Origin of the sequence: Brachybacterium sp. AOP25-B2-12 (assembly GCF_052378625.1) — a bacterium.
Lineage (GTDB): Bacteria > Actinomycetota > Actinomycetes > Actinomycetales > Dermabacteraceae > Brachybacterium.
Genome location: NZ_JBQSXW010000005.1, coordinates 180,398 through 206,831, shown reverse-complemented (window position 1 = coordinate 206,831; position 26,434 = coordinate 180,398). Strand labels below are relative to the sequence as shown.

18 protein-coding genes are annotated in these 26,434 nt (G+C 66.1%); 8 read left to right on the top strand and 10 right to left on the bottom strand.

Annotated features, from left to right (window positions below; translation table 11 throughout):
* Window positions 1-104 precede the first annotated feature (104 nt).
* The 3 genes from ACT3TZ_RS05925 to ACT3TZ_RS05915 form a co-directional block, all read right to left on the bottom strand.
* Entirely contained in the window at window positions 105-593 is a 489-nt protein-coding gene (locus ACT3TZ_RS05925; protein ID WP_018021805.1) for an HXXEE domain-containing protein, read from the bottom strand.
* A 285-nt stretch (window positions 594-878) separates the two neighbouring features.
* Window positions 879-2,924, bottom strand: coding sequence for a GmrSD restriction endonuclease domain-containing protein (locus ACT3TZ_RS05920; protein WP_006946302.1), 2,046 nt, complete (start codon window positions 2,922-2,924; stop codon window positions 879-881).
* Between the two features lies 1 nt (window position 2,925).
* Complete coding sequence (locus ACT3TZ_RS05915) at window positions 2,926-4,266, bottom strand: DUF262 domain-containing protein (protein ID WP_006946161.1); 1,341 nt, start codon at window positions 4,264-4,266, stop codon at window positions 2,926-2,928.
* 249 nt (window positions 4,267-4,515) lie between these two features.
* Here ACT3TZ_RS05915 and ACT3TZ_RS05910 point away from each other — a divergent pair, with 249 nt between their 5' ends.
* The 4 genes from ACT3TZ_RS05910 to ACT3TZ_RS05895 all read left to right on the top strand — a co-directional run bounded on the left by ACT3TZ_RS05910 (window position 4,516) and on the right by ACT3TZ_RS05895 (window position 10,999).
* A complete protein-coding gene (locus ACT3TZ_RS05910; protein ID WP_444582470.1) occupies window positions 4,516-6,030 on the top strand; it encodes a recombinase family protein in 1,515 nt (504 codons plus the stop codon).
* A 502-nt stretch (window positions 6,031-6,532) separates the two neighbouring features.
* On the top strand, window positions 6,533-8,635 hold the full coding sequence (locus ACT3TZ_RS05905; protein WP_444582469.1) for an RNA helicase: 2,103 nt from the start codon (window positions 6,533-6,535) through the stop codon (window positions 8,633-8,635).
* A gap of 310 nt (window positions 8,636-8,945) precedes the next feature.
* A complete protein-coding gene (locus ACT3TZ_RS05900; RefSeq protein ID WP_444582468.1) occupies window positions 8,946-10,028 on the top strand; it encodes a plasmid recombination protein in 1,083 nt (360 codons plus the stop codon).
* Window positions 10,029-10,048: 20 nt separating this feature from the next.
* Window positions 10,049-10,999 carry a hypothetical protein gene (locus ACT3TZ_RS05895; protein WP_444582467.1) on the top strand — a complete coding sequence of 317 codons (951 nt, stop codon included), beginning with the start codon at window positions 10,049-10,051 and terminating at the stop codon, window positions 10,997-10,999.
* Window positions 11,000-11,044: 45 nt separating this feature from the next.
* On the opposite strand, the gene ACT3TZ_RS05890 is transcribed toward ACT3TZ_RS05895, so the two are convergent.
* The 4 genes from ACT3TZ_RS05890 to ychF form a co-directional block, all read right to left on the bottom strand.
* On the bottom strand, window positions 11,045-14,389 hold the full coding sequence (locus ACT3TZ_RS05890) for a type I restriction endonuclease subunit R (protein WP_444582466.1): 3,345 nt from the start codon (window positions 14,387-14,389) through the stop codon (window positions 11,045-11,047).
* Entirely contained in the window at window positions 14,389-15,276 is an 888-nt protein-coding gene (locus tag ACT3TZ_RS05885; protein ID WP_444582465.1) for a restriction endonuclease subunit S, read from the bottom strand. The genes ACT3TZ_RS05890 and ACT3TZ_RS05885 overlap by 1 nt, the downstream gene beginning before the upstream one ends.
* 340 nt (window positions 15,277-15,616) lie before the next feature.
* Window positions 15,617-17,182 carry a type I restriction-modification system subunit M gene (locus ACT3TZ_RS05880; RefSeq protein WP_444582464.1) on the bottom strand — a complete coding sequence of 522 codons (1,566 nt, stop codon included), beginning with the start codon at window positions 17,180-17,182 and terminating at the stop codon, window positions 15,617-15,619.
* A gap of 443 nt (window positions 17,183-17,625) precedes the next feature.
* Window positions 17,626-18,729, bottom strand: a complete 1,104-nt coding sequence (ychF, locus tag ACT3TZ_RS05875) for a redox-regulated ATPase YchF (protein ID WP_444582463.1) — start codon at window positions 18,727-18,729, stop codon at window positions 17,626-17,628.
* Between the two features lie 118 nt (window positions 18,730-18,847).
* Between ychF and ACT3TZ_RS05870 the strand changes: the two genes are divergently transcribed.
* Both ACT3TZ_RS05870 and ACT3TZ_RS05865 read left to right on the top strand, forming a co-directional pair.
* Complete coding sequence (locus ACT3TZ_RS05870) at window positions 18,848-19,339, top strand: nuclear transport factor 2 family protein (protein ID WP_444582462.1); 492 nt, start codon at window positions 18,848-18,850, stop codon at window positions 19,337-19,339.
* A gap of 63 nt (window positions 19,340-19,402) precedes the next feature.
* Window positions 19,403-20,689: a DNA recombination protein RmuC gene (locus ACT3TZ_RS05865; RefSeq protein ID WP_444582461.1), complete on the top strand. Its 1,287-nt coding sequence runs from the start codon at window positions 19,403-19,405 to the stop codon at window positions 20,687-20,689.
* A gap of 52 nt (window positions 20,690-20,741) precedes the next feature.
* On the opposite strand, the gene ACT3TZ_RS05860 is transcribed toward ACT3TZ_RS05865, so the two are convergent.
* The 3 genes from ACT3TZ_RS05860 to ACT3TZ_RS05850 are packed head-to-tail and all read right to left on the bottom strand — an operon-like array spanning window position 20,742 to window position 24,275.
* On the bottom strand, window positions 20,742-21,824 hold the full coding sequence (locus tag ACT3TZ_RS05860; protein WP_444582460.1) for a 4-hydroxy-3-methylbut-2-enyl diphosphate reductase: 1,083 nt from the start codon (window positions 21,822-21,824) through the stop codon (window positions 20,742-20,744).
* Window positions 21,825-21,876: 52 nt separating this feature from the next.
* On the bottom strand, window positions 21,877-22,779 hold the full coding sequence (locus tag ACT3TZ_RS05855; RefSeq protein ID WP_444582459.1) for a universal stress protein: 903 nt from the start codon (window positions 22,777-22,779) through the stop codon (window positions 21,877-21,879).
* Complete coding sequence (locus tag ACT3TZ_RS05850) at window positions 22,776-24,275, bottom strand: APC family permease (RefSeq protein WP_444582458.1); 1,500 nt, start codon at window positions 24,273-24,275, stop codon at window positions 22,776-22,778. Before ACT3TZ_RS05850 ends, ACT3TZ_RS05855 begins: the two co-directional genes overlap by 4 nt.
* A 289-nt stretch (window positions 24,276-24,564) precedes the next feature.
* Here ACT3TZ_RS05850 and xseA point away from each other — a divergent pair, with 289 nt between their 5' ends.
* Window positions 24,565-25,938, top strand: coding sequence for an exodeoxyribonuclease VII large subunit (xseA, locus tag ACT3TZ_RS05845; protein ID WP_444582457.1), 1,374 nt, complete (start codon window positions 24,565-24,567; stop codon window positions 25,936-25,938).
* A complete protein-coding gene (locus ACT3TZ_RS05840; RefSeq protein ID WP_444582456.1) occupies window positions 25,935-26,252 on the top strand; it encodes an exodeoxyribonuclease VII small subunit in 318 nt (105 codons plus the stop codon). Before xseA ends, ACT3TZ_RS05840 begins: the two co-directional genes overlap by 4 nt.
* The last annotated feature ends 182 nt before the right edge of the window (window positions 26,253-26,434 follow it).

Here is a 26,434-nt window from a genome sequence, read left to right as displayed (position 1 = left end):
GGTAAAACCCCTGGTCAGAGGACTTTTTTAGACATTGAACCTGAATTCCACCACGTCGCCGCACATACCAACCTCACACGACATGCCGTTTCTTGCTTTTCCGGTCAGTTCTTGGCCGCGGACACCCGACGGATCAGTCGTGCGACCACCTGGCATACCAGGGCGGCGGGCAGGAGCAATGCGACGCCGTTGACCGTGTCCCGAAACCGCAGCTCGCACCCGTCCCGCTGGAGTTCTCGACGTGCCATGAGTGCCCCGGGAAGCATGATCGGCAAAGCCGTCACAACTCCGGCGGTGTAACCACGCTGCGCGACTGAAGCGCCGAGGTGAGTCACGACGTGGGCTTCCAGCCCGGCAACGACTGCCCGATAGATCGCCGACTTACCGGTAGAGCGCCCGCCGCAGCCACACGCCACCGCCACCAGAATTCCCATCAGACCCACGGCGATCCACGATTGCTGCGGCGTGATTCTGAGTTGTTCTATACCAGTGCGATCCACGAGACGATCGCAGGATGCAGGAAACGCGAACGCCTCTTCGAGGTCGTGGATTACCCACGCCGCAAAAAGTGCAGTCGGCCCCTTCCAACTCACAATTCAGCCTTTCCCTCACGCATCCCACCCCGATGAATCTGCTGGCAGACGCACACGCCCACCAGCATCATTTCACAGCCGACAGAGTGTTTGAGGCCATGCGATCGAGAGGTTGAACCGGAACTCGATTAAACGTTGAAGCGGAATTCCACCACGTTCCGTAGCCGAATAACCTCTCGACCCACCGCTCCACATCATCCCCGAGCGGCACCCAATGCCGTTGCTCGGTCCAGACCCCGTTTCCATTCTTCGACCTGACGTACTTCTCACGGGGACAGGGGGCGATCAGATGTCAGAATCTGATCGCGCTCGCTCTCCTGCAAGCGCCCGGCGCAACAACTCCACCATCTCCTCATGATGAGTGCGCACATCTGCGTCGTTCCAACTCCCGGTCTCCGCCCGCCGTGCCATCAGCTCGAGCTTCAGGCTCTGCCGGCGAGCATCGTGGTTGTTCGCCTTCTGCGCAGGGAGGTAGTTGCTGAACTTCGAGTTGGTGCTCACAGTGACCAGCGCCAAGTTCCCGAACCAGTCGAGAAGGTGCGGATCCTCCAGGCGGTATGCGAAGGAGGAGTGCTCGATGTCCTCGGTGCCCGGGGAGAAGTGCTCCACGGAGGTGCGGTAGCTGAAGGTGAAGTCCCATTGGTTCATCTCCTCCACCAGCAGGTAGTCCAGGTACGTGAACACGATGCGCGGGATGGCGAAGCCGAGCGCCATCCCATCCGGGCCGGTCTCCTCCTTGTCCGGGTCCGGGGTCACCGCCTCGCGCAGGCGCTCGTGGGCATGGGACTCGAGACAGTGGAGGAAGCCCTGAGCTGTGATCGGCTCATCGTGATCGGTGAGCTCGGTGACGTAGCGAAGTGCATCGGTCATCCAGTGCATCGTGCGCGGGGAGGTGTAGGTGATGCGCAGCGCCGACTGCAGCAGCAGGATCCGTCGGTGCAGGCTGCGCGGGCCGGCACCGGATTCGTCAGCGGCGAAGGTCGAGGGGTACCGGGGAGTGTCCTGCCCGTTGTTGCCGCGACGGGACGATCCTCGCGCGAGCCGGTACAACGACCAGCTGCCAGGTTCCTCGTCCGTGGTGGATTCGTGCCCGGTGGTCAGCGTCGCATCACGCTTGAGAATGAAATGATCGAACAGGTAGCGGATGCGCAGCAGGTCCGTGGTGAACTTGCGCACCCAGTCAATCCGCTCCGGCGGCGGTAGTGAATCGACGCGTGCAGAGAAGCGCTGCACTAGCAGTTTGTCGTCGAGCTGACGATCATCCTCCCGTGCGGAGCCCCTGCCTGCTCCCTCCACCGCGAGAACCTGCAGCAGCAGAGTCGGGAACGTGATCTGCGATGTGAATCGCTCGCCGCCGTCGGCATCTTCCGACTCGGTCCTGACCGTGGTCTGGGAGTAGGCAGCCACCGCATCGTCGAGGGTCAGCGCGGTGGATTCGGGTGTGTTCGAAGCGTCGTCGGCGGCGGGCGAGGCCGCTTCGGAGGTGGTGTCGATGAGTTGTGCACGCAAGCGGGAGAAATCTGCTGTCGGCATCTGGTCCCAGTCGGGGCCGAAGACTTCTGCGCGTTGGGAGGTGTTTCCGGCAGTGGCGCTCATCCCCACGTAGTGCTCCATGTCGGAGCATGCTGTCCAGACGCGGTTCAGCAGGGCGCGATCGAGGGGGTCAGACAGGTATCGGAGGAGTCGCGCCTTGACGATGTCCACGGGACTGAGCTGCGCACCGCGCGTATTCATGATCTCGAAGTACCGATTCAGATCGGTGCTCCGGTCGATCGGCATGCGGACGACGAGGACCCTGGTGAGCAGATAGTCGATCACCTGGGGAGTCTGTAAACGGTCACCGTCGGCCCCGCCGTCCAGTAGCTGTTCGATAATCATCGATGCGCGGAGGATGCCGGAGTCCTCTCGATCCTTCTCATCCTCCGCCGGCTCATCGATCGTATCGGCGACGCCGCGGAGAGCGCGGGTGGCCTTCTCCCGAGCCTCGTAGGTGAGCGGCCGAAGCGGACCGATGCGGTCCTTCAGACCCGGCCGGGAAGAGAGCTTGACCAGCAGGATATACAAGGTGGTCAGGCGCTGCTGTCCGTCGATCACGTCGAGCGGCTCATCGGCCCGTTGCGGAGGGGCGACCACGAGGTTGCCAAGGAAGTAGTCCTTGGCCTCCTCCTGCTCGGCCTCGTCGAAGACGTCGTGGATCAGGCGGTGTATCTGCTCCTCGCCCCAGGTGTAATTGCGCTGGTAGAGGGGAATCGAATAGCTGGGAGCGTCCGGGCTGAAGAGCTGCCCGACGGGGATGGCCTGGACGTCATCCTGAGCGATGGTCTGTGTCATCTCAGCGGGACTCCTTCAGCAGGGTGAGGAGCCGTGCATCCTCCGGGTTGTCAGTCCGCGCCGTGCGCGGGGCGCTCATGTTCTCCAGCTCGATCTCCCGCGGATCGAGACTGTCGCGGATGGCGGAGAACAGGTTCACCTTGTTCAGGCCGTCCATATTGGTGCTGATCCCTCGTGCGTAGTTGTCCGTGGTTCTCCAGCCCAGACGCTCGTACGCCAAGCGGAGGGAGTATGCCCAGCGGAAGAGGTGGCGTCGTACCTGCGGCATATCGGCCTCGGAGTACTTGTTCGTGTAGTACAGGACCGCGGCGACGTACAGCTCCCGGCAGTACCTGAATCGCGCCCCGTCGTGGAAGACCGTGCGATCCGCAGTCGTGAGGCCGGCTGTGTTGGCGTCGGAGAAGAGTTCCTCGTCCAGCCGCTCATACTCCTCGAGCATGAACGCGGCGTAGTCGAAGAAGGACTTACCCGCAGCGACCGGAGCATCGAGCTGGTGCTGGGCCCGCTTGAGATCTCTGCGGGTCACCGAGTCGGCATCAGGATAGGACCACTCCTGCAGGCCGGGAAGCACCGCCTTGGCAGCGCGATGGTATTCGGCCCCCGGCAGGCGGCGAGTGGATCTGCCGACTCCCTTGAAGAGGTCGAGGTCATCGGTGGTATATGCATGCGCTGGCATGTTGCGGCTCCACCAGTGGATGCGGGCCAGGTAGGTGCCGAAGAGCCGGTCCAGCTCGTTCTCGTCGGCCTTCTCCCATTGCTCGACCACGGCGCGCTGCTCGGCAGTGCTGGCATCTGCCATTTCGCGCAGGTGGAAGGCCTTGAGCAGGTCGTGCGGGCGCAGTGATTTGCCTCGGAAGTTCTGCGAGTCGAAGAACTGGAATGCCTCATCCTCGTCATCGGTGACGATCTTCAGAACTTTGGCTTCGGCGTCGAGGAATTCCCGGTACCTGTCGAGGCGCCCCGGAGAACGTTCGAGGTCGGCGACCCGTCGCGAGAGTTCCTGATGGACGTGGTGGATCGGGGTGTCCCCTGATTGGAGATGGGGGATTCTCTGGCCGCGCAGAAGCGCCCGCAGCAGATGGAGGGTCAGGATTCTCTGCTGTCCATCGACCACCTCGAAATGCGACTCCTGGGGACGCCTCAGGAGGATGACGGTGCCCATGATGTACGAATGCTCCGGCCTGCTATCGAGAGCCTCCGCGACATCCGTGAACAGCTGTGCCGCGATGCGTGGGGACCAGGAGTACGGGCGCTGGAAATCCGGTATGCGCAGGTCGGGACCTTGAGTGCCGAGCAGTTCGTCGACGGAGACGAACTGCAGCATCTCGGTGTTGATCGTCATGGTGTCGACGGTAATCGATAGGTAGGACGCTGTACCAGGGGTCGGGATCCGAAATTGCATCGTGCAGTCAGTGCTGGAGTGCATGCAGGAGCATGGTGTGCGGGCAACAACGACAAAACGGTCAAGATCGCAACTGCGATAACACTCCAGAGCTGGATCACTGAGCCCCCTTAGGTTAGACCGGAACTCGACTACACATTGAACCTAAATTCCACCGCGTTCCGTAACCAAATAACCTATGATGGATGTATGACGCGCGCCGCCATCTACCTCAGGATCAGCAGGGACCTCACCGGCCAGCGCCTCGGCGTCGATCGCCAGCGAGAAGCGGCCGAGAAGTACGCACTCGCAAACGACTACGAGGTTGCCGAGATCTTCACAGACAACGACATCTCAGCAGCAGGTGGGAAGCTCCGCCCAGGGTTCGAGAGCCTCCTCGACGCCTTGGCAGACGAACGCGTCTCAGCGGTGATCGCGTGGAACTGGGATCGATTGACACGCAACCGGCCCGACACAGTCCAACTGATCGAGACGTGCCAGCGAACGAAGGCGAAGGTGGCACTGGTCCGAGGATCCGACCTCGACATGTCCACACCATCCGGCAGGATGACGGCTGGAATCCTGGCCGAGGTCGCTCAGAACGAGATCGAGACCAAGGGTGAGCGCCAAAGTCTCGCCCAGCGACAGCGCGCGTCGATGGGGCGCGCACCAAAGGGCATGCGGCCGCTCGGGTACTCGGTGAATGGTGAAGTCCTCGATGACGAGGCCGACGCCGTTCGGAGAATTTACGCATCGTTCAATGCCGGAGCATCGCTGCGCGCAGTTGCGCTCGCTCTCTCTGGTGATGAACGGGACGACCTGCCCAACCTGCCGACCATGCAGAAGCACAGTCGCACGGTGGCGATCGAGCGTAACGCGAAGCGCGCAGCCGACGGGTTCGACCCTCGCCCCGTACCCAGCGACGGCCCGTGGTCGCCATCCACGGTGCTCGGCATTCTCCGAAATCCGCGTTACGCGGGCTACTCGACCTACACACCGAAAGAGACGCTGAAAGACGGCAACCGGCGTCGATCCTGGCGCGCCCAGATCCTCCATAATGACGATGGCGAGCCGGTCCGTGGTAAGTGGACCCCCATCGTCCTCCCTGACATATGGGAGAGCGTGCAGGACCGCCTCGACGACGTGGCGCGCGTGACGAACAAGAAGGGCACGGATCGGAAGCACCTCGGTTCGGGCCTCTACCTGTGCGGTGTGTGCGGGCACAAGGTCCGCGGGCATTCGACGCGGTACCGCTGTGCTGGGCACGTCATGCGCTCGCGCGAGCAGATCGATGCCTTCGTCGTCGAGATCGTCCGGCGTCGGCTCGCGCTTCCGGATCTTCGCGACCTACTGCCGAGTGAGGACGACGACCGACTGCAGGAGATCAAGCAGGAGATCAGCACCCACCGGGCCCGTATCGCCCGAGCCGAGCGCGACTACGACAGCGATAACGAAGACGAGCGGATCACCGCCCGGATGCTCAACAAGATCACAACCGATCGCGAGGCGAAGATCGCCGCTCTCGATGCGGAGCGCCTCACACTGTCCAGCGGATCAGCTCTCGGCCCAGTGCTTGGTGCCGAAGATCCTCGCGCGGCGTTCGATCGCGCCGATCTCGGCTTGCGCCGTAGCGTCATCGACGTCTTGTGCGAAGTGAGACTGCAGCCGCATCCCCGCGGGGTGAAGAAATTCGATCCCGAGTCGGTGAAGGTGGCCTGGCGTTAACCAGCACCTACCCCACCAGATCGTGGCGCTGAGCCTTCGAAGGCAGTAGAATTGGATGCGTTCGACCGTCAGGTCGGATGCACCCGACGGGGTTACGGGGTTGGGATCCCGCCGTCGAACGAGGTTCCCAAGCCGTAGGCGAGTGCGATCACCAGCGCATGAAGAGCCCAACGGTCACGTCTGGTGAGGTTGGGTCGGCCAGAATCGGCCCTGGCAGGAGTAAAGCGTGGTAGCGCCCTGCGAGAAGTACAGGTGCTCACTCCTCACGAGAGGAGCGGGCCTTGCCTGCTACCACCGCTACCATTTCGCCGTCGACAGCTGCCGAACATGCCATTCACGGCACCTCCGTTCAGCCTGATGGCACTGACAATCTCCACGCTCGCCCAAGCCACACTCTCGACCGCGCAGCCGTCGCGGCAATCGACAGGATCGTCGCTGCCGCTCCCCCGCTGACCGAGTCTCGTCGTGAGAAGCTCGCTGTTCTGCTGGGTGGTGTTGCGGCGTGAGCATCGACGAAGCACACCCCGTCGCGGACGACCAGGATCTGTCGACGTCGAAGCCGTCACATCCGGCTGATGACGATCGTCGGGGGAATGGATGCACGGATGCACAGACTGCCGCACGTCCCTCGACGCCCGCGGAAACACAGGCATCGCAGGCGCGCGACTCCTTGGGTTCGCGCGCATCCGTTTCAGAAACGGATGCAGAGGCGCCGCATCCTTCCGATGCGTCGGAGCTGTCGATCCCCGGTGCCGATGAGAGCGACGACGTGACTCCCTGCGTGGTCGTCTCGACGCCGGAGGAAATCGCGGCGGCGCGTGAGTTCTTCACCAAGGCAAAGGCCGCGGAGAGCCCTGGTCAGAAGAAGCGTGCTCGCAAGGTCTCGCGGGTGCTCAGCGTGATGCAGTACCACCGGCACCCGGACACGGGCGAGGTGATCTTCACCCAGGTACAGCTGGACGAAGGCCTTACGGCGCTCACCGATCGTCTCTACAGGTGGGCCTACATCTGGCATGACAGCGATCGTCTTGTCGAGGTCGACGAGGGCACGACGGAGATGGTCTGCTGCGGACTCAAGGGGCTGCACGTGCACATCGTGCTGTGGTTCAAGGACACCGATGGGCCTCGCCCCACGGTCCGCATGGTCTCCGATGCACTGTCGGTGCCGTCTCCGCGGGTACGCGTGCCGAACGAGGTCGACGAGATCGAGAAGAACGCAGGTCGCGGTGCGGCGGAGAAGGCGTTCTACGACCTGTGCGAGTACCTGTGTCATGAGACTCGAGGGAGCTCGGGCCTCGCCGGCATCCACCATCCAGATCGTCACTACCTCGTGGACACGTCGCAGCCGGGCAAGCCCGGCAAGTTCCAGTACGGCCGCGGGCGGATCGTGGCGAACTTCGACTTCAGTGCTTCGCTGGACGCCCACATGGCAACTCGGCACAACGCCGCCGAAGGCGGTGGTGGGGCAAAGCTGAGCAAGCTCTTCCAGGCCGTGGGGCAGGGGACGCTGACGTTGAAGCAGGTCCGCGATCAGGAGCCGGCAATCTACTTCGCGAAGGGCAATCTGGCGCACCTCCAGAAGCTCCGTCAGGACTTCATGCTGCATCAGCCCGCGCCGCGGCACCGGACGAACTACTACATTGGCTCGCCCGCTGCTGCCGTACGCAAGGGGCGCACGGGCAAGACGCAACTCGCGAAGCTCTTTGCGCGGATGCTCTACCCCGATCTCGAAGCCGATGAGTGTTACCACGTAGCGACGGATGCCCGCGTCCCGCTCCAGAACTACAAGGGGCAGCCAGTCATCATCTGGGACGACTACAGCGTGCCCGGTCTGCTGGCGGCGCTCGGCAGCCGTGAAGGAGTCTGGCAAGTATTCGACGATCACCCGAGCGCGAGCGACGCGAACATCAAGTACGGTTCCGTACGACTCGTGCATGCAGTCAACATCATCGCCAAGACGACACCGTACGCCGAGTACCTCGACGGCCTCGCCGGAGAGTACACCGATGCCAGCGGCAACGTGCACAAGGCCGAGGACCGCAATCAGTCGTGGGGCCGGTTCCCGGTGGTGTTCGAGGTGACGCCGAGCAGCATCGAAATGCTGGTGAACCGCGGCTTCGTGGACGACACCGACGACTTCCTTGCTTTCCAGAAGGTCGCGCGGATGCGGGCCAGTATGAAGGCCGTTTGTAGCGGTCTCGATGCCATTGAGAGCGACGAGGAGCGCGAGGCCGCAACGTTCCAGGTGGGTGAGGTTCTCCTGCGCCCCATTATCGACCAGCATCGCGCTCTCCAGCCGGCCGCCGACCGCGCTGGAGCGGATGTCGTCGGCGAACTGCTCGCCGGGTTCGAGGTGATCAACGGCGACGAGATCGCCCGCCGCGACGCCGCAGCCGAGGCAGAATCGATCGGCGAGCTGATCGACGGTGGGGAGGTCCGCCGTCAACACTTTCGGGAGCGTCAGCAGCGCGAGATGGAGGCAACGGGTCGGAGTATCACGGCACTCCGTGAGGCTGGGTTCTACGACCTCCCTCATGCACAGCGCCATGACGTGATCGAGGCACTCTCGGTCCGGAGTCGCGCTGTGCAAGGAGGAGGGGCATGAGCACCTTCGGCGGCCAGCCGCAGCCGATCCGTCAGGGTGCCAGTGGGGCGCTGTCGGATCGAGCTGCCTGCCCGCGCAGCGGCTCCCGGAGGGCCCAGGGAACCTTGGAGCGGAGCGGAAAGGTGTATGGGGCTACACCTTTCGTTCCGGAGGTTGTCGCAGAGGCTCCACAGATGGGCGCAGGGTCCCATGTGTGGAGGGGCGATGACCTGCGGAACGAAAGGCCCCGCGGGAGCGCCGCCGGAGGCACCGCGGAGCGCATCGTCGACCGGCGATGCGGTCTGCGATTCGATCACCGAAGGTGGTCGCGATGAACTACACTGCCACCTTCGACGCGAGCCATAAGGTCAAGCGCGCAGGTGCTCACGCGAGGAACTTCGAGCGGCACATCGCCCGCGATGCAGACCAGGCCGCCGGGTTCTCCTTCGCGCAGCGGAACCCGAACATCGATCCGGCTCGAACGTCGATGAACATCACCATGGTCAACGACGGCAACGGAGGCTGGCGTCAGCCGCTCGTCACGCAGGACGCCGACGGGAAGGACCGGCCGCCGTCTGCCGAGCTCGGTGACTACCTCGACGCGAGGCTGGCGACGGTGACGCGGAAGCTCCGGAATGATGCAGTCGTCATGCGCCCCATGATCTTGCAGCTCGATCCGAAGTGGTTCGCCGCGCGGAACCCGGACTGGCGCGAGAGTGGTCTGAATGCGGAGGCGGAGGGGTACGTCGCCGCGCAGCTCGAATGGGCCGCCGGCGAGTTCGGGCACGAGAACCTTCCGGGCTACTCGGTGCATTTGGACGAGACGAACCCTCAGCTCCAACTACTGTTCACGCCGGTGACGAAGGACGGACGCCTGAGCCAGAAGGACTTCTTCAAGGGCCCGGGTGATCTCCAGCGCCAGCACAAGGAGCACCGAGAGGCATTGGCCGACGTCGGGTATGAGGTCGAGTTCAAGGTCTCTAGGCGCTCGAAGGAGCATTTGAGCAGCACGGAGTACGCGGCGGCAGCCGACAGGGTACGCGATCACGAGCTGCAGAATGCCGATTATGAGGATTCACTCGACCGATGGGCTGTTGATCTCAGCGCGGAGAAGCGCAACCTCGCCGATCGTAAGCGAGATCTCGAAACGCGAGGGAAGCGGTTCCTCGCGTCCGCCGAGGAGAAAGCCCGGGTCCTAGTCGCGGGTGTCCGCGAGAGGATGATCGCCACCGACTTCGGATCTTGGATCGAGCAGAATCACCCCGAGGCCATCGACGAGTACGAGGACGAGGTGCTGTCGCAGCTCGCCGCGGTCCCACGGCCTCGACCGCCTGCGTCGTCCAGGAAACTCACCCCCGCGCGACAGCGGCACCTCGACCGAAACAAGGAGCATCAGCGGTCATTCGGCGGCTGACCACGATGAAAGGATGAATCATGAATAGGGATTTTGCCGCAGAGCAGGCAAGGGATCACGCCCTCGAGTACGTGCGGCTCGTCGTCCCGATGCTGGCACGGGCACCAATCGCCGAAGAGGACCGGCGGGGCTTGGAACTCGCGCTTGGCCTCGACCTCTCGAACCCGGGCATCGTCAGTGTCACGACAGTCGGGCTCGACCTGCCGGCCCCGGAGTCGGACATCAAGGCTGCCGTCGCTGAGCTCTCGGCGATCCGCCTCGCGGACCTCGGCATCGACGTAGGGGCCATCACGCAGGGTCAGGGCGAGGCCATCGAGCGACTGTTGGCGAAGACGAAGAGGCTCCGGCAGGCTCGGTCGGTAACGCCGGGAATGTTGCTGCGTCGTCTTTGGCGCGGACACCTTGCCGCGGCTCTGGAGGTGCTAGGAGGGCTGCCGGTGTCCGACGAGACATTCCGCTGGCTCCGGAGGGAGGTACTGCACTTGGCCGGCGTCCGACGCCTTATTGACGGCTTCTACGTCTCCGAGGAGGTCGGGCGGTCGGGCAAGGTCGGCGCGATTAGTGTCGAGGATAGCTCGGAGAAGCTGGCGGCTGCGGAGGCGGAGGACTTGCTGTGCCGTCGGGAGACCATTGCGGCCTGGGCGTGGGAGTCGATTGTCGATGATGAGGACGGCGGCTCCGATGTGGAGGCCGAGCCGGTTCCCGGATTCCGTCGTGCCATCGACGCGAAGAAGAAAGCCAAGGCCGAGGCCGCCAAGGAGGCACAGGCCCGGCGAGACCGAGAGGAGGCCGAGGTGGCAGAGGCAGAGCGAAAGGCCAGTCGCCAGCGTGTAGAGGCGTTACGGGCCCAGAAGCGCGCCGCGCAGCCGGCCAAGAACACCAGGACCCGCGAAAAGATCTTGGCGGAACTGGCCGCGAGAGTCGAGGAACTCGAACAGCCGGGCGCTGACGGTCACGATGGTCTCGGATAACAAAGGTCTGTGAGACAGAGTCCACGACTTCAGCACACCTACCGTTCAGGTGCCCGGGTACCCCAATGAGTGGTTCGGGTCGGTGGCACCCAACTGCGCTGCGACGTGAGCAGCGAAGGCGGGGTCATCATGAATGCGGGCGACGACGTCATCAGCAATTTTGTCCACATCAAGGGGACCAACGTATTCCACGGATGGTGCCGGCCAGTGAAAGTCGATTCTGGGCGTGTAGGCGCTCTGCCCGTCGTCACCGTAGGCGGTAAGGACGTGATCAAAAACCAGCCGCATCTTCGAGGTAAAAATATCCAGCGTGTAGGGCTTCTCGGGCAAGCCCTGGTCGAGGACCTGGCGGATGGTGCTGTTGACGTCGTTCATGACGTCGACCTTGCGACGCCAGTCCTGGACGAGCTTCTCGTGGAGGTGCACGAGAAGCTTCTGGGCGCTGGCCTTGACGGTCTCACGCTCCTCGTCAGTCAGGACGGGATTGGGTTGGGTGAGCAGGTCGAAGATCGCCAGCTCCTCCTCTGTCAGATCCTCGCGAGCGGATCGCTCCTCCTCATGGGTCAGAGTCTTCGACAGCTCGATGAGGCGGCGGAGGTACTCGTCGATGTTCACACTGCCCGCGTTGTAATCATTGATGAGCTGTTCGATCCGCTCCACAAGTTCGTATCGGGTCGGGTTCCGCGTCGCCGATGCGATGGCCTGCTGGCGCAACAGCTGCGCCAGTCGGTCGGTCTCGGCTCGTTCCCGTCCGGCGAGCTTGGCCGACAGACCTTCGAAGTCGATCTGTGACAGGTCAATGAGCGGATCGGGTTTGGTCCCCTCGGCAGCGGCTCGGATGACATATTCCTCGGCACCTACGGAGCGGTCGAGCAGTGCGTCCACCGCATCCGTGACCGAACCGAGGTCCGCCTCGGCCGGCCGCGTGACCTCCGCGATGCGCTCGGCGAGCACCCTGATCGCTGCGACGTTGCGTTGCTGCGCAGCAGCCTTGGGGTCGGGCAGGAGGGCCTTGAAGAGCTTCCGCACCTGGCGTGCCTTCTGCTGGAAGTCGGTGCGTGTGCCCTCGTCGACGAGTAGCGCCTCGACAGCTGCGTCGCGCTTGGCGACGTGGTCGAATCCTTCGGCGTCGCGCATCGCAGCAAGGTCGACTCCGACGCCGGTGCAGAAGGCGAACAGGTCGGCCACGGCAGCGTCCAGCTCGGCGGCGAGGGCGTCGATGATTTCGATCGGTGAGTCGCCGGCGTTCGCGGCCCCGTAGATCGCCAACGCCTTCTCCAGGTTCCGGAAGACACCGACGTAGTCGACGATCAACCCGTTGTCCTTCTCCGGGAAGACCCGGTTGGCCCTGGCGATCGTCTGCATCAACGTATGATTACGCATCGGCCGGTCGAGGTAGACCGTCGAGACACTGGGCGCGTCGAAGCCGGTCATCCACATCGCGCAGACGAACACGAGCCGCAGCGGGTCCTGGGCGTCCTTAAACTTCTCGGCCAGGTCCTCGCGGATCATCCGCTCGCGATGCGGTCGGATGTCGAGGCCCTGTTCGTCAAGCATCTTCAGCTCGTTCTGGCTCTGCGAGACCACGACCGCCATGTCGGTGGTCTCCATGAGCTCGATCCGCGATGCCAGCCACGGACGCTCGAGCTCTGGCAACGCGTCATGCTCCGCCTTCAGGTCAGCCAGATGCTCGGTCCAGGCTTCTCGGACGAGGTTGTACATCCGCACGGCTGCGGCCTTGTCGAGTCCGACGTACATCGCCTTGCCGGTGAAGCCCCGGCCGACGAAGTGGGTCACGAGGTCCTTGGCGATCGTCTTCAGGCGCTCAGGACGTGTCAGCAGCGTGTATTGCGTACCGAACGCCCGAGCGAGCTGGCCCTCGGCGTCTTCGTCGAGCTCGGCCTCCTCGAGGAGTTCGTTGAGTTCCTCGGAGAAATTCTCGTTGACCAGCTGCAGCTCGGGAATGCGGTTCTCGTAGTACAACGGGACCGTCGCGCCGTCCTCGATCGCGTCGCGGAAGTTGTAGACGCTGACGTAGTCACCGAACTGCTCGCGCGTGGCCTGCTCCTCACCGGCGATCAGCGGTGTGCCGGTGAAGCCCATCATCGAGGCGTTCGGTAGCGCAGTGCGCATGTTCAGGGCGAGTGTGTCGTACTGGCTTCGGTGCGCCTCGTCGGTGATGACGATGACATCCGAACGGGTTGAGAGAACCGGCATCTGCCGCTCCCCCAACGCCTTCGACGTCTGGAACTTGTGGATCAACGTGAACACGTACCGGTGGTCAGCCGCCAGCAGCTCACGCAGGTGCGCCACGGAGTCTGCGTGCACCCTGGCCTCGGGCGAGATCGCCCCGGCGTCGGCGAACTCCCCGTGGAGCTGAGTGTCGAGCTCGGTGCGGTCGGTGACCATGACAAACGTCCACCTGCCCGGCACACGTCGCAGCACCTTCTGGCTGAACCACAGCATCGACAGCGACTTGCCCGAGCCCTGGGTATGCCAGAAGACTCCCAGGCGCTTGTCCTGCTCAGCACGCGCCCGGTGCAGGTTCTCGATCGCCGCGTTGACTCCGAGGTACTGGTGGGACCGAGCGATCACCTTGATCAGGCCACCGGGACGCTCCATGTAAGCAACGAAGTTTTCCAGCAGGTCCAGCAGCACCGCCGGGTGGCAGGTGCCGCGCAGCGCGGTCTCCAGTGCGACCGTACTGCGGGTGCCGTGGGCGTCGATGACCTTCCAGTCATTGAAGAATTCGAAGGACGAGTACGTGGAGCCGATCTTCGCCACGGAACCGTTGGAGAGCACCACGAAGCAGTTCGGGATGAACAGCTGAGGGATGGTGTCGCGGTAGTCCGTCAGATTGTTGGCGTAAGCCGCCTTGACCGACTCGTTTGGCTCCTTGAACTCCATCAGTACCAATGGGATACCGTTGATGAACAGCACCAGGTCCAGGCGTCGGCTGTGCAGGTTGCCCTTGACCCAGAGCTGCTGCACGGCCAGCAGGTCGTTGTTCGAGGAGTTCCTCAGGTCGAGGTAGCGCAGGGTCTCGATCTGCTTCTCACCACGGTCATCAGTCCACTCGGCCCGGTAGCCGTCGCGGAGCAGGTCGTGTACCTCATGGTTGGCGCGGACGCGGTCCATGGCCGATCGGTCCTTCGCCAGCACCTCGATCGCCTCGTTGATAGCGATGTCGGGCACGTATTCAGAGTTGATCTTGCGCATAGCAAGCCGCAGTCGGTGAACGAGCACGACATCACGTTGGGAGTCGCGCCCCAGGCTGCCCTCGGGTCCCAGGATCTCATGGAAGGCGTCGACTGGAGTCCAGCCGAGCTCCACCAGAAGCTCGATGCTCGGCTTCTCGACGTACCAGTACTCCGGGCCCGTGGGAGTCATTACGCCACCTGCCTCGCGACCAACGCATCAAGGTCTAGCGTCGAGATATCGATCTGTCCTGTGACCAGCTTCGGCAGTAGGAGATCTCGGAGCGCGGCGAGACGGGAGCACTCATTGCGCAGCCTCCAGCTCAGATCGTGCATTGGAGACACCTTGTCAGCAAACGCCGCGTCGACGGCGACATCGGGGACGACAATCGGAGCTTCCTCAAAGTCCTTCGCTCGAACCGCGGGATACGCCGACCCGGTTGCACGCCCGACGAGCCAGTCTGAGAACGCTGTCGCCGATGATGTCTCGAAGAGGAAATCCGGTGAGACCGTCGATGGGGTCAGCACCGCCAACCCAGTCGATGCGATCCAGTCGCTATCGGGAGCAACGAGCAGAGCGTGCGCTCTACGGTTGGGCCGCACGGTTGCCCATACAGTGTCGCCAGGGCTCACAACTCGACGAGCCCTGCCGGGTGCACTCGAGCCGCCAATAGCCTCCAGCTCGCCGATGTGGCGCTCCGAGAGAGCCGAGATATCGAGGTATCGGAATACCTCGTCACCACCTGGTTTACGAGAAGAGCCATTAACTGTGGCGATGGCGGCAAGGGGTTGGACCTCCCATCCATCGGGTATCAGACCGAGGGCGGAGTCGACCATGGGCACATCCTCGTGGCCGGGGTAGCGGTAATTTACGAACCACTCGCGGTAGATGGCCCGCGCCGTCTCCTCCAGCAGCTCAATCCGCCGCCGGTTGTTCTCGATCAGGTCGTCGATACTCCCAAGCACCTCAGCAACGTTCGCCTGGTGATCCGCATCCACCGGCATCGGCGTGACGTTGAGCTTGCGGATGTCCCCCACATTCAGATGACCGACCGTCGCACCCCCCGTCTGCGCGCGCATTACGCCTTGCGCATCTGGGCCGAGCAACCAATAGTGAAGAAATCGCGGGTTCACCATTTTCGCATCTGGTCGGATCAGAACCGTACGCTGCCCGAGACACAAATGCGGGTGTTCTGGAACCCGGATTACGTCACCCACCGGTGCCTCACGAGCGAGGATAAGGTCACCTGGTTTCGGCCGCGTCCGCCGCGTCCAACCGACGTAAGTCTCCTCGCTTACGGGCTTCGCCGCATCCAGGACGAGCCGACCGCCTTTCATGGCCTTTGTGCCAACTGAATATGCGAAACCATCGCCTTTGGGCGCAGTCTTATGCTCGCAGTCGACGATCGCTTCGGCGATGTCAGATAGTTGCATCGTCGCCTTCCAGGATGCCTCGAACCGCCGCGCCAACCTTGGATCGCAGCACCTCGGCCTCGTCGCTCAACTTCGTGAACTCCTCGTACAGGGCCGCGAGATCGCCCATGAAGTCGACGTCGCTCTCGTCGACCACAGCAGTGCCGGTGTACCGGCCGGGGTTGAGACTCCAGCCCTGTTCCTCGATTTCGGCACGGGTGGCGACCTTGCAAAGGCCGGCGACGTCGACGTACGTGCCGTCGGGGAAGTTCTCTGCGAGCAGGGAGTCGCTGCCCTCCTTAGTCTCGACGTCCTCGCCGCGGTAGAGCCGCACGACATTCGCCAGGAACTCGATCTGCTCGGCCGTGAAGTCACGGTGTGCGCGGTCGATCTGGCGGAAGACGTGCCGGGCGTCAACGAAGAGCACCGTGTCCTCGCGTGGCGTGCCCACCTTGGCCTTGTCGAGGAACCACAGCGTGACCGGCAAAGTGACGGTATAGAAGAAGTTAGAGCTGATCGCGACCATCACGTCAACGGTGCCAGACTCGACCAGTTGTTTGCGGATCTCCTTCTCCGAGTGGCCCGCGTCGCCGGCCGAGTTGGCCATGACGAAACCAGCGCGCCCCTTCGGCGCGAGCGCGGCGTAGAACTGCTGGATCCACAGGAAGTTGCCGTTGTCGGCATTCGGCAGCCCGAAGGGGAAACGTTTGTCGCCAGCCAGCTGGTCCTTCTTGATCTTGTCGACGTTGAAGGGAGGGTTAGCCATCACATAGTCGAACGCTCCGACTGCGTTGTGTGGGTCCTCGTAATAGCTGTTGGCCTGACGGATGTCGCCGGAGAGCCCGTGGAGGGCGAGGTTCATCTTCGCCAACGGGACGGTGTCGTCTGTCTTCTCCGCGCCGAAGACCGAGAGCTTGCGGCTGGCCGATTCATTGTGGCGCTCGACGAACTTCGCACACTGGACGAACATGCCGCCCGACCCGCAGGCAGGGTCGAACACCCGCCCGTGGAAGGGCTCGAGGATCTCGACGATGAGCCGGACGATGGAGTACGGAGTGAAGTACTCGCCACCGCCCTTCCCTTCCTGCGCGGCGAAGTTAGACAGGAAGTCCTCGTAGATGAATCCGAAGGCATCGCCCTCGAGCTGGGTGGGGAGCGGCGCGAAGAGTCGAAGCAGCTCGATCAGAGTCGAACGCTCAAGCTTTTGGTAGCCGCGCGGCAGGACGTCCTTCAGCTCCGGGTTGGCGGCCTCGATGGCCTTGATCGCCTCATCGGTCGCCTTGCCGACATCTTCACCCTCGGGCAGATCTACCAAGCTGGACAGCCGCGACTCGTCGGGGACGTACAGCACCGACAGCGCTTTGTAGTCCGCGATCGTCGCCGGGTTACGTGCACTGGACTTGGCCTCAACCTCGCTACGGACAGCCTCGAAGCGGTTCTCTGCGTACGCGAGGAAGACCAGTCCGAGGACCGGGTCACGGTATTGCACCGGGGTCAGCTTGGAGTTGGCGCGCAGCTCGTCCGCAGCAGCCCAGAGCGTAGCGCGCACTTTGGCGAGATCGACTGCCTTCACTTCCTACTCCCCACAGTTATCCCGCTTCGAAACTCCACCAAGCGACAGACCAATGTCAACGCGTCAACCGCCATATTGGAATCCTCGCTGTATGTCAGAGGTTTGGACGCTTGACGGCAAATCTACAAGCGACGCAAGGCGATTTATGAGATCCGAGAGCGAGCGCGTCCGGTCCTCGCTGCTGGTCGAGTTGAGCGTCTCTCGATACATTCGAAGTGCATGTTCATCGTCGCCGAACACCAACGGAATCTCGTTCAGAGGGCCAATCAGGCGCTCCTGGTCAAGTCGATACCGCATGATCTCGCGCACGAGAGTTACCCGCTGGCGATCGCGCTCGGCCCGAGTTTGCGACACACGCGACCAGCGACTCTGCAAGTAACTGAGCGTACCCGTCAAGATTGCACCAACGACGGCACCTGCAAGGGCAGCTACTAGCTCGGCAGTCATTTCTTCCCACCAGAGGTTAGTCCGCTACGGAACTCCACCACATCCCCATCCGCCATCACGTACTCCTTGCCCTCCATTCGCACCCACCCGTGCGACTTGGCCTCGGCCATCGACCCCGCCTCGACGAGCTTGTCGAAGGAGACGATCTCGGCCTTGATGAAGCCGCGCTCGAAGTCGGTATGGATGACGCCTGCGGCCTGGGGGGCGGTGGCGCCCTGGGGGATGGTCCAGGCCCGCGACTCCTTGGGGCCGGCGGTGAGGTAGGTCTGCAGGCCCAGCGTCGCGAAGCCCACGCGAGCCAGCTGGTCCAGGCCGGACTGCTCCTGGCCGGTGGACTCGAGCATCTCCTGGGCCTCGGCGGCGTCGAGCTCGATGAGCTCGGCTTCGAACTTGGCGTCGAGGAAGATCGCCTCGGCCGGGGCGACGGCCTCGCGCAGCTGCTGCTGCAAGGCGGTGTCGGCCAGGCCCTCCTCGTCGGTGTTGAAGACGTAGATGAAGGGCTTGGCGGTCATGAGCTGCAGCTCGCGCAGCACCTCGAGGTCGATGCCCGCGCCCTGGGCGCCCTGGTAGAGGGTGGTGCCGGTCTCCAGCAGGTCCTTGGCCTTGGTGACGTTCTCGAGCATCTCGGGCTCGATCGTCTTGCGCTTGGTCTCCTTCTCCAGGCGCGGCAGGGCGTTCTCGATCGTCTGCAGGTCCGCGAGGATCAGCTCCGTGGCGACGGTGTCCATGTCCCCGGCGGGGGTGTCGGAGCCGGGCACGCGGGTCACGTCGGGGTCGGTGAACGCGCGGGTGACCTGGCAGATCGCGTCGGCCTCACGGATGTTGGCGAGGAACTTGTTGCCCAGGCCCTCCCCTTCGCTCGCGCCCTTGACGATCCCGGCGATGTCGACGAACGACACGGTCGCCGGCACCGTCTTCTCGCTGGAGAACAGCTCGGCGAGGGTGTCCAGGCGGGGATCCGGCAGGGGCACCACCCCGACATTGGGGTCGATGGTCGCGAACGGGTAGTTCGCCGCGAGCACCTCCGCGCGGGTCAGGGCGTTGAACAGGGTGGACTTGCCGACGTTGGGCAGTCCGACGATTCCGATGGTAAGAGCCACGGTCATTGATCCTACGGCCCGGGCACCGCGCAGCCCCAACCGGTGCGGCACATCGCACCGCCCCGCTCGGGCACCCACCCGAGCACGGACTGCCCGCGCATCCCGTTACCCTGATCACATGAGCTCCCTGCCGCCCAGCCCGTACGGCGCGATGCCCGCCGGGCCGCCTCCCGCCCAGCAGCCGCCCGCCGCCCCCGGGAAGCGGAAGTGGCTGCCGTGGGCGATCGGAGGATGCGGGTGCCTGGTGGCCGTCGCGGTCATCGCCGCGATCGTGGCGATCGCCCTGTACGTCGCCTCGGGCAACTCCCCCAAGGCCGCGGTCGAGGGCTACGAGAAGGCCTGGAGCACGGCCGACTGCGAGCTGCTCTTCTCCGTCACCACGGAGGACTTCCGGCGCGGCCTGACCTGCGCCGAGTTCGAGGCCAGCGCCGGGGACGATCCCACCGCCGACCTCACCGTGCTCGACAGCCGCACCCAGGGCGATGAGGCGATCGTGGTGGCGCGCGCGACGCCCGAGGACGCCTCGGACGGCGATCCGGTGGACGTCACGTTCCGCCTGGTCAAGGAGGACGGCGACTGGAAGGTCGACGCCGTCTCCTCGGAGGACTGACCACCCGCGGTGGTGGTCGCCGACGTCCGCTCGTTCGTCGGACCCGCGTGATCTGCTGTGGCCATGGACGCACCTTCCCTCCTCCTCGGTCTCCTGATCGGTCTCGTGGTCGGGCTCGCGCTGGGCGCGGCCGGCTGCTGGTTCGTCCTGCGTGAGCGCGTGCGCTCCGCCGAGCGCTGGGCCGAGCGCCTGGGCTCCGACCGTTCCGGGACGGAGGCCGCGGCGGCGCACGCGGTGCGCGAGTCCTCGGGGCAGCTGCTCGCCCTGGCCGGTGAGCGGTTCGATCGCGATCTGACCCGGCGCGAGGCCTCGGACCAGTCCCGGGATGCCGCCCTGCACCGCACCCTGAGCCCGATCGTCGAGTCTCTCTCCCAGCTCGAGCGGTCGATGGCCCGCACCGAGGCCGCTCGCGCGCAGGCCGACGGCACCATCTCCACGCAGGTGCGCGAGCTGGCACGCCGCTCCCAGGAGCTCGGCCAGGGCACCACCGCACTCACCGCGGCCCTGCGGGCGCCCACGTCCCGCGGACGCTGGGGCGAGGTGCAGCTGCGCCGCATCGTGGAGACCGCCGGGATGGTCGAGCACGTGGACTTCACCGAGCAGACCACCGGGCGTGCGGCCTCCGGCGACGGCGCGCAGCGCCCCGACATGGTGGTCCACCTGTCCGGGGACCGCCACGTCGTGCTCGACGCCAAGGCGCCGATGGACGCCTACCTCGATGCGACGGACGCCGACGACGAGCAGACGGCCCGCAAGGCACTGCGCGCCCACGCGACCGCACTGCGCGGCCACGTGGACCGGCTCGGTGCCAAGGCCTACTGGTCGGCACTCGGGGACTCCCCCGAGTTCGTCGTCCTGTTCGTGCCCTCGGACGGGGTGCTCGCGGCGGCGCTCGAAGCGGACCCGGGCCTCCTCGACCATGCCTTCGCCAAGGACGTCGTCATCGCCTCCCCCGCGACGCTCGTGGCGCTGCTGCGCACGGTCGCCCACACCTGGCGCACCGAGGCGCTGCAGCGCGATGCCCGCGCGATCCTCGACACCGGCCGCGAGCTGCACCATCGCCTCGGCACGTACCTCGGGCACGTGCAGAAGCTGGGCCGGAGCCTCGACGGCGCCGTCGGCTCGTACAACGACGCCCTGGGATCGTTGCGCTCCCGGGTCCTGGTCACCGCCCGCAAGTTCGAGGGGCTCTCCGCGGCCGGCACCGCCCTGCCGGAGGCCACGGACCTCGACCGTCGCGCGACCACCCTGTCCGACGAGGAGATCGCGGACCTCGCGGCACCCGAGCCCGAGCCCGAGCCCGAGCCCGAGCCCGAGCCCACGATCGCTCCCATCAGGGAACGATCGTGATCATGGCGAACTGAGCACGCCTCCGAAGTCGAGGCGCCCTGGAAGGATCCGCTCAGGCCACCCCGTCGTTGCAGTCCACGGCCTCGCGCTCGGCACGCGCCTTCGCGGTCGGGCGCACACGACGATCCGTCGCACCCTTGGTCTTCATGTCCTGGCGCAGCTCACGCGGCAGGGAGAACATGAGGTCCTCCGTCGCGGTGCGCACGCGCTCCACATCCCCGTAGCCGCGGTGCGCCAGCTCCAGGAGCAGCTGGTCCACGAGGATCTCGGGGACCGAGGCGCCGGAGGTCACGCCCACGGACTCGACGCCGTCGAACCATTCGTCGCGCAGCTCGGAGACGTCGTCGATGCGGTACGAGGCGCCGGCGCCGGCATCCTTGGCGACCTCCATCAGCCGCACGGAGTTCGAGGAGTTGGGGGAGCCGACCACGAGCACGAGATCCGCGTCCGGCGCGATCTTCTTCACCGCGACCTGTCGGTTCTGGGTGGCGTAGCAGATGTCGTCGCTCGGCGGGGCCTGCAGCAGCGGGAAGCGCTCGCGGAGCCGGTCGACGGTCTCCATCGTCTCGTCGACGCTCAGCGTGGTCTGGGACAGCCACACGACCTTCTCGGGGTCACGGACGGTCACGGAGCCCACCTGGTCGGGGCCGTTGACGATTTGCACGTGGTCCGGGGCCTCCCCCGCGGTGCCCTCGACCTCCTCGTGGCCCTCGTGGCCCACCAGCAGGATGTCGTAGTCGTCCTTGGCGAAGCGCACAGCCTCCTTGTGCACCTTGGTGACCAGGGGGCACGTCGCATCGATCGTGCGGAGGTTGCGCTCGGCGGCCATCTCGCGGACCTTCGGGGAGATGCCATGGGCGGAGAAGATGACGAGCGCGCCCTCGGGGATCTCGTCGACCTCCTGGACGAACACCGCGCCCTTCTCCGTGAGGCGGTCCACGACGTACTTGTTGTGGACGATCTCGTGGCGCACGTAGATCGTCTCGTCGTAGTGCTCGAGGGCCCGTTCGACCGCCACCACGGCGCGATCGACACCGGCGCAGTACCCGCGCGGTTCGGCCAGGAGGACTCGTCGAGTGTTCACCGCTCCATCGTACGAAGAGCCCCGCGACCTGTGGGGGCCGGTGCCGCGCATGTCACGGAACCTTCACTCCCGGCGGAACCCGCCCGCCGGTGCCTCGTCGCGCTCAGCTCTCCGTGTCGCGCACGCTGCGGGGCACGACGACGACGGGCACCGGCGCATGCCGCAGGATCCGGGTCGCGGTCGATCCGAGGAACACGCGCGCCAGGCCCGTCGAGGAGCTGGACCCGAGCATCAGCAGGTCGCCCGGTCGCCAGCCGAAGCCGCCGACCGCATCGGTCCACCGCTCCCCCGAGACGACCGATCGCGTCGCGACGAGCGTGCCGGAGGACGCGGCGGTGATCTGCTCGGCGATCGCGTGCTGCGCGGCATCGACCTGCTCGCGCCACTGCACGTACGCCTCCCCCGCCGCGAACACGGCGAGCGCGGAACGGGAGGAGCCGCGCACCGCGAACGTCACGATCTCGACGTCGGCGGAGAGCCGTCGCGCGAGGGCCGAGGCCTGTGCGACCAGGGACGTCCCGGGATCGCTGGGATCCACGGCCAGCACGATCCGGTCCACGGGCTCGGTGCCGCCGGGATAGCCGCGCGGGGCCAGCGCCACGGGCACCCGGGAGCTGTGCACCAGTCGATCGCTCGTGGATCCCAGGCCCACCCGTCCCAGCACACCGCGGGCCGACCCCACGACCAGCAGGGATGCCCCGCGGGAGGAGGCCTCGACCTCGAGGGTCTGGGGCACGGAGCGTCCCGTGCGCAGCACGTCGGTCACCTTCAGGCCCTCGGGGATCCGCGAGCGGGCCTCGGCGAGGGATTCCTGGCCCATCTGGGTCAGGGCCCGGCGCCAGTCGTCGTCGACGCCGTCGAAGTCCCGCAGCCCGGCGGATGCGAAGGCGTCGTGGACCACGCAGCACAGCACGATCTCCTCGTCCGTGACGGACGCCAGCCGACCGGCCAGCGCGAGGCCTGCGTGGCCCTGTGCATCGGGGCCGAACCCCACCACGATGGTCATGACCGGACCTCGCCGTCTCCTGCGCCGGCCGCGACCTGCTCCGTGCCGACCTTCGCGTGGCGGTAGCCGTAGACCGCGTACACGACGAGGCCGATCGCCAGCCACGCGAGGAACCGCAGCCAGGTCTCGACGGCGAGGCTCGCCATGAGGGCCGCGCACGCCAGGACGGAGACGATGGGCAGGATGGGCACGAGCGGGGTGCGGAAGGGACGCTTCATGTCCGGTGCCGTGCGGCGCAGGACGACGACGGCGATCGAGACGACGACGAAGGCGAACAGCGTCCCGATGCTGACCATCTCCGCGAGGACCTTGATGGGCACGAAGCCGCCGAGGATCGCGACGACCCCCACGGTCAGGCCCGTCATGAGCACCGGGGTGCCCCACTGGGCGTGGACGCGGGCGAACACGGGCGGCAGCAGGCCGTCGCGGGAGAGGGCGAAGCCGATGCGGCCCATGGCGACGATATCCACGAGGATCACCGAGCTCAGGCCCGCGACGGCGGCGATCCCGATGAGGATGCCCGCCCAGCCGAGACCCACCTGGGTGAACACGTCGGCCACGGCGTCGCCCTCGGACAGCTGCGTGTACTCGACCATGCCCGTGACCACGAGGCACACGCCGACGTACAGGACGGTGCAGATCGCGAGGGTCCCCAGCAGGCCCAGCGGCATGTCCCGCGCCGGCTTCTGCGTCTCCTCGCCGAGGTTGGCGACCGCCTCGAACCCCGAGTACGCGAAGAACACGACGGCGGCCGCCACGAAGACGCCCGCGACGCCGTAGGTGGAGGGCTCGATGCCCGTGACCGCCTGCCACAGCGGCGAGGTCAGCACCTTGGTGTCCGAGGTCGAGGGCTGGGCGGGCGGGATGAACGGGACGAGGTTGGCGGACTTGATGTAGAAGACGCCGACGGCGATCACGAAGACGCACACGATCACCTTGATCGCCACGAGCCCGTTGGTCACCCACTTCGACTCCCGGATCCCGCGCATCGCCACGAACCCCAGAACGAGCGTGATCCCGATGGCGCCGACGTTGACGATCGACCCCTCCTCGGCGAACCACTGCGGGGGGAGGTCGAACACCCCGGCCACGTAGCCGGACCAGCCGCGGGCGACCACGGCCGCGCCGAGCGCGAACTCGAGGATGAGGTCCCAGGCGATGATCCAGGCGAAGATCTCGCCGATCGTCGAGTACGTGTAGGTGTAGGAGCTGCCCGCGGTGGGCACGGCCGAGGCGAGCTCGGCGTAGCAGAGCGCCGCGAGCAGGGCCACGGCGCCGGCGATGAGGAAGGAGATCATCACCGCCGGCCCGGCGTTCTCCTTGGCTTGGAGACCGGTGAGGGTGAAGATCCCCGTGCCGATCACGATCCCGATGCCGAACCCGATGAGGTCGATCGCCCGGAGGTTCTTCGTGAGCCGACCCCCGGATCCGTCCGCGGGCGGTGTGTCGTTCTGGTGGATTACCGTGGTGATGCTCTTGGTGCGCAGCACGTTCATAGCTCGTCCCTCTGCCGTGGGGGAGGTCGTCGCTCGGCGTGAAGAGGGGGCGGCGGCCCGTTCGGGTGGGGACAGACTGGTCCTGTCGGACGCTGAGGTCAACGGGGCGCGTCCGTCGAGTCCTTGACGTGACCTTCGTCCGATGCCGTCGTGGCAGGCGCGCCGAGCTTGCCGGGGCAGGGCGCGCCGGTCGGGCCGAGCGCGCCGGCGCGAGGTGTGGGCACCGCGCTCGATTGTCCCCCGGGCGTGCCACAGTGGTGCCCATGACCAGGAGCATCGGAGACCTCGCATGATGGCAGGCGCTGAGGGCGAAGGCCGGGCCGCCGACGCCGCTGCCGTCGGCGTCGGCGGGCTGGATGCGGCACCGCGCGAACCCGCCGCCACGGCCGCCGGGACCACCGCGGACAATCCGTGGCCGCTGCGCCTGCTGAGCGTCAAGGTCGGCGAGTACGTCGCGCGCATGTCCCCCATCTGGGTCGAGGGCGAGATGGTCCAGCTCAACCGCCGTCCGGGCAGCGGCCTGGCCTTCATGACGCTGCGGGACGTCGACGTGGACATGTCCTTCTCGGTGCCGGTGCGGGAGAACGTGCTGCGTCGCCTGTCCATCGACCTCGTCCCAGGCGCCCGGGTGGTCGTGCATGCGAAGCCCACCTTCTGGACCAAGCGCGGGAGCCTCCAGCTCGAGGCCGACGACGTGCGCCCGGTCGGGCTCGGGGAGCTGCTGGCCCGGCTCGAGCACCTCAAACGGGTCCTGACCTCCGAGGGACTGTTCGACGCGTCCCGCAAGAAGCCGCTGCCGTTCCTGCCCGCCGTGGTCGGGCTCATCTGCGGGCGCGAGTCCGCCGCGGAGCGCGACGTCGTGGTCAACGCCCAGCGCCGCTGGCCGTCCGTGCGCTTCGAGATCCGCGAGGTCGCCGTCCAGGGCGACCGAGCGGTCAGGGAGGTCTCCGCGGCGCTGCGGGAGCTGGATGCCCGCGAGGACGTCGACGTCATCATCGTCTCCCGGGGCGGCGGCTCCCTCGAGGACCTCCTGCCGTTCTCCGACGAGCAGCTGGTGCGGCTCGTCGCGGGCGCGACCACGCCGATCGTCTCGGCGATCGGCCATGAGGTCGACACGCCGCTCGTGGATCTCGCGGCCGACGTCCGCGCCTCGACCCCCACCGACGCCGCCAAGCGCGTGGTCCCGGACATCCGCGCCGAGATCGACCAGCTGGACCTCGCCCGCTCGCGCCTGCGCACCGCCGTCCGGGGCACCCTCGAACGGGAGCAGTCCTCGCTCGATGCGATCCGCTCCCGCCCCGTCCTCGACCGGCCCGGGTCCATCGTCGCCGGCCGCGCCGACGAGGTACGTGCCCGCATCACCCTGGCGCGCACCGTGATCCGCGCACGGCTCGACCGTGCCGATGACGAGGTGCGCCACATCTCCCGCCAGGTGAGGGCGCTGTCCCCGCTGGCGACCCTGGCCCGCGGCTACGCCGTGGTCCAGGACACCTCGGGCTCGATCGTCCGCGAACCCGACCAGGCCCCCGTCGGGACGCACCTGTCCGTGCGGGTCGAGGGCGGCCGCTTCGGTGCCGAACGGATCGCGACGGATCCGCTGCCCCCGCCCACGCTCTCCCGGCTCGACCCGAGCACCCCCGACTCCCCCCAGGAGGACGCATGACTCCCCGCCGCCCCACCCAGGACCCGTCGACGTCGGATCAGGCGGCCGACGCCGCGGCACCGACGGTCGTCCCCGATGACCGTGGCGCCGAGCTGCCCGCGGACATCGCCGCCCTCAGCTACGAGGCCGCGCGCGACCAGCTGGTCGACGTGGTCCGTCGCCTCGAGTCCGGCCAGGGCGGGCTCGAGGAGTCGATCGGGCTGTGGGAGCGGGGCGAGCTGCTCGCGACCCGCTGCCAGCAGTGGCTCGACGGCGCACGCGAACGCCTCGACCGTGCGGTCGCCGACCGCGGGCGGGGTGCCGACGAGGGCTGAGGGCGTCTGACGAGAGCCGGCGAGGGCCGGGACGTCCGTCGGACGGGGTGCCCGGCCGGGCACCCCGTGCGGCGTCCAGGCAGGTCCTGCTCCGGCTCACGTGGATCGCGTCCGGACCGATCCGCCGCTCGCACCGACCTCGTCCGGACCGCTCAACCGCTCGTGCCGACCGCTTCCGGACC

Bases quoted from the DNA above. Each gene is read 5' to 3' on its own strand.
- ACT3TZ_RS05890 (WP_444582466.1), bottom strand. From the start codon at position 14,389: ATGACTCCCACGGGCCCGGAGTACTGGTACGTCGAGAAGCCGAGCATC.
- ACT3TZ_RS05895 (WP_444582467.1), top strand. From the start codon at position 10,049: ATGAATAGGGATTTTGCCGCAGAGCAGGCAAGGGATCACGCCCTCGAG.
- ACT3TZ_RS05885 (WP_444582465.1), bottom strand. From the start codon at position 15,276: ATGCGCGCGCAGACGGGGGGTGCGACGGTCGGTCATCTGAATGTGGGG.
- ACT3TZ_RS05860 (WP_444582460.1), bottom strand. From the start codon at position 21,824: ATGCGCGGCACCGGCCCCCACAGGTCGCGGGGCTCTTCGTACGATGGA.
- ACT3TZ_RS05840 (WP_444582456.1), top strand. From the start codon at position 25,935: ATGACTCCCCGCCGCCCCACCCAGGACCCGTCGACGTCGGATCAGGCG.
- ACT3TZ_RS05915 (WP_006946161.1), bottom strand. From the start codon at position 4,266: ATGACGATCAACACCGAGATGCTGCAGTTCGTCTCCGTCGACGAACTG.
- ACT3TZ_RS05900 (WP_444582468.1), top strand. From the start codon at position 8,946: ATGAACTACACTGCCACCTTCGACGCGAGCCATAAGGTCAAGCGCGCA.
- ACT3TZ_RS05870 (WP_444582462.1), top strand. From the start codon at position 18,848: ATGAGCTCCCTGCCGCCCAGCCCGTACGGCGCGATGCCCGCCGGGCCG.
- ACT3TZ_RS05910 (WP_444582470.1), top strand. From the start codon at position 4,516: ATGACGCGCGCCGCCATCTACCTCAGGATCAGCAGGGACCTCACCGGC.
- ACT3TZ_RS05865 (WP_444582461.1), top strand. From the start codon at position 19,403: ATGGACGCACCTTCCCTCCTCCTCGGTCTCCTGATCGGTCTCGTGGTC.
- xseA (WP_444582457.1), top strand. From the start codon at position 24,565: ATGATGGCAGGCGCTGAGGGCGAAGGCCGGGCCGCCGACGCCGCTGCC.
- ACT3TZ_RS05855 (WP_444582459.1), bottom strand. From the start codon at position 22,779: ATGACCATCGTGGTGGGGTTCGGCCCCGATGCACAGGGCCACGCAGGC.
- ACT3TZ_RS05850 (WP_444582458.1), bottom strand. From the start codon at position 24,275: ATGAACGTGCTGCGCACCAAGAGCATCACCACGGTAATCCACCAGAAC.
- ACT3TZ_RS05920 (WP_006946302.1), bottom strand. From the start codon at position 2,924: ATGACACAGACCATCGCTCAGGATGACGTCCAGGCCATCCCCGTCGGG.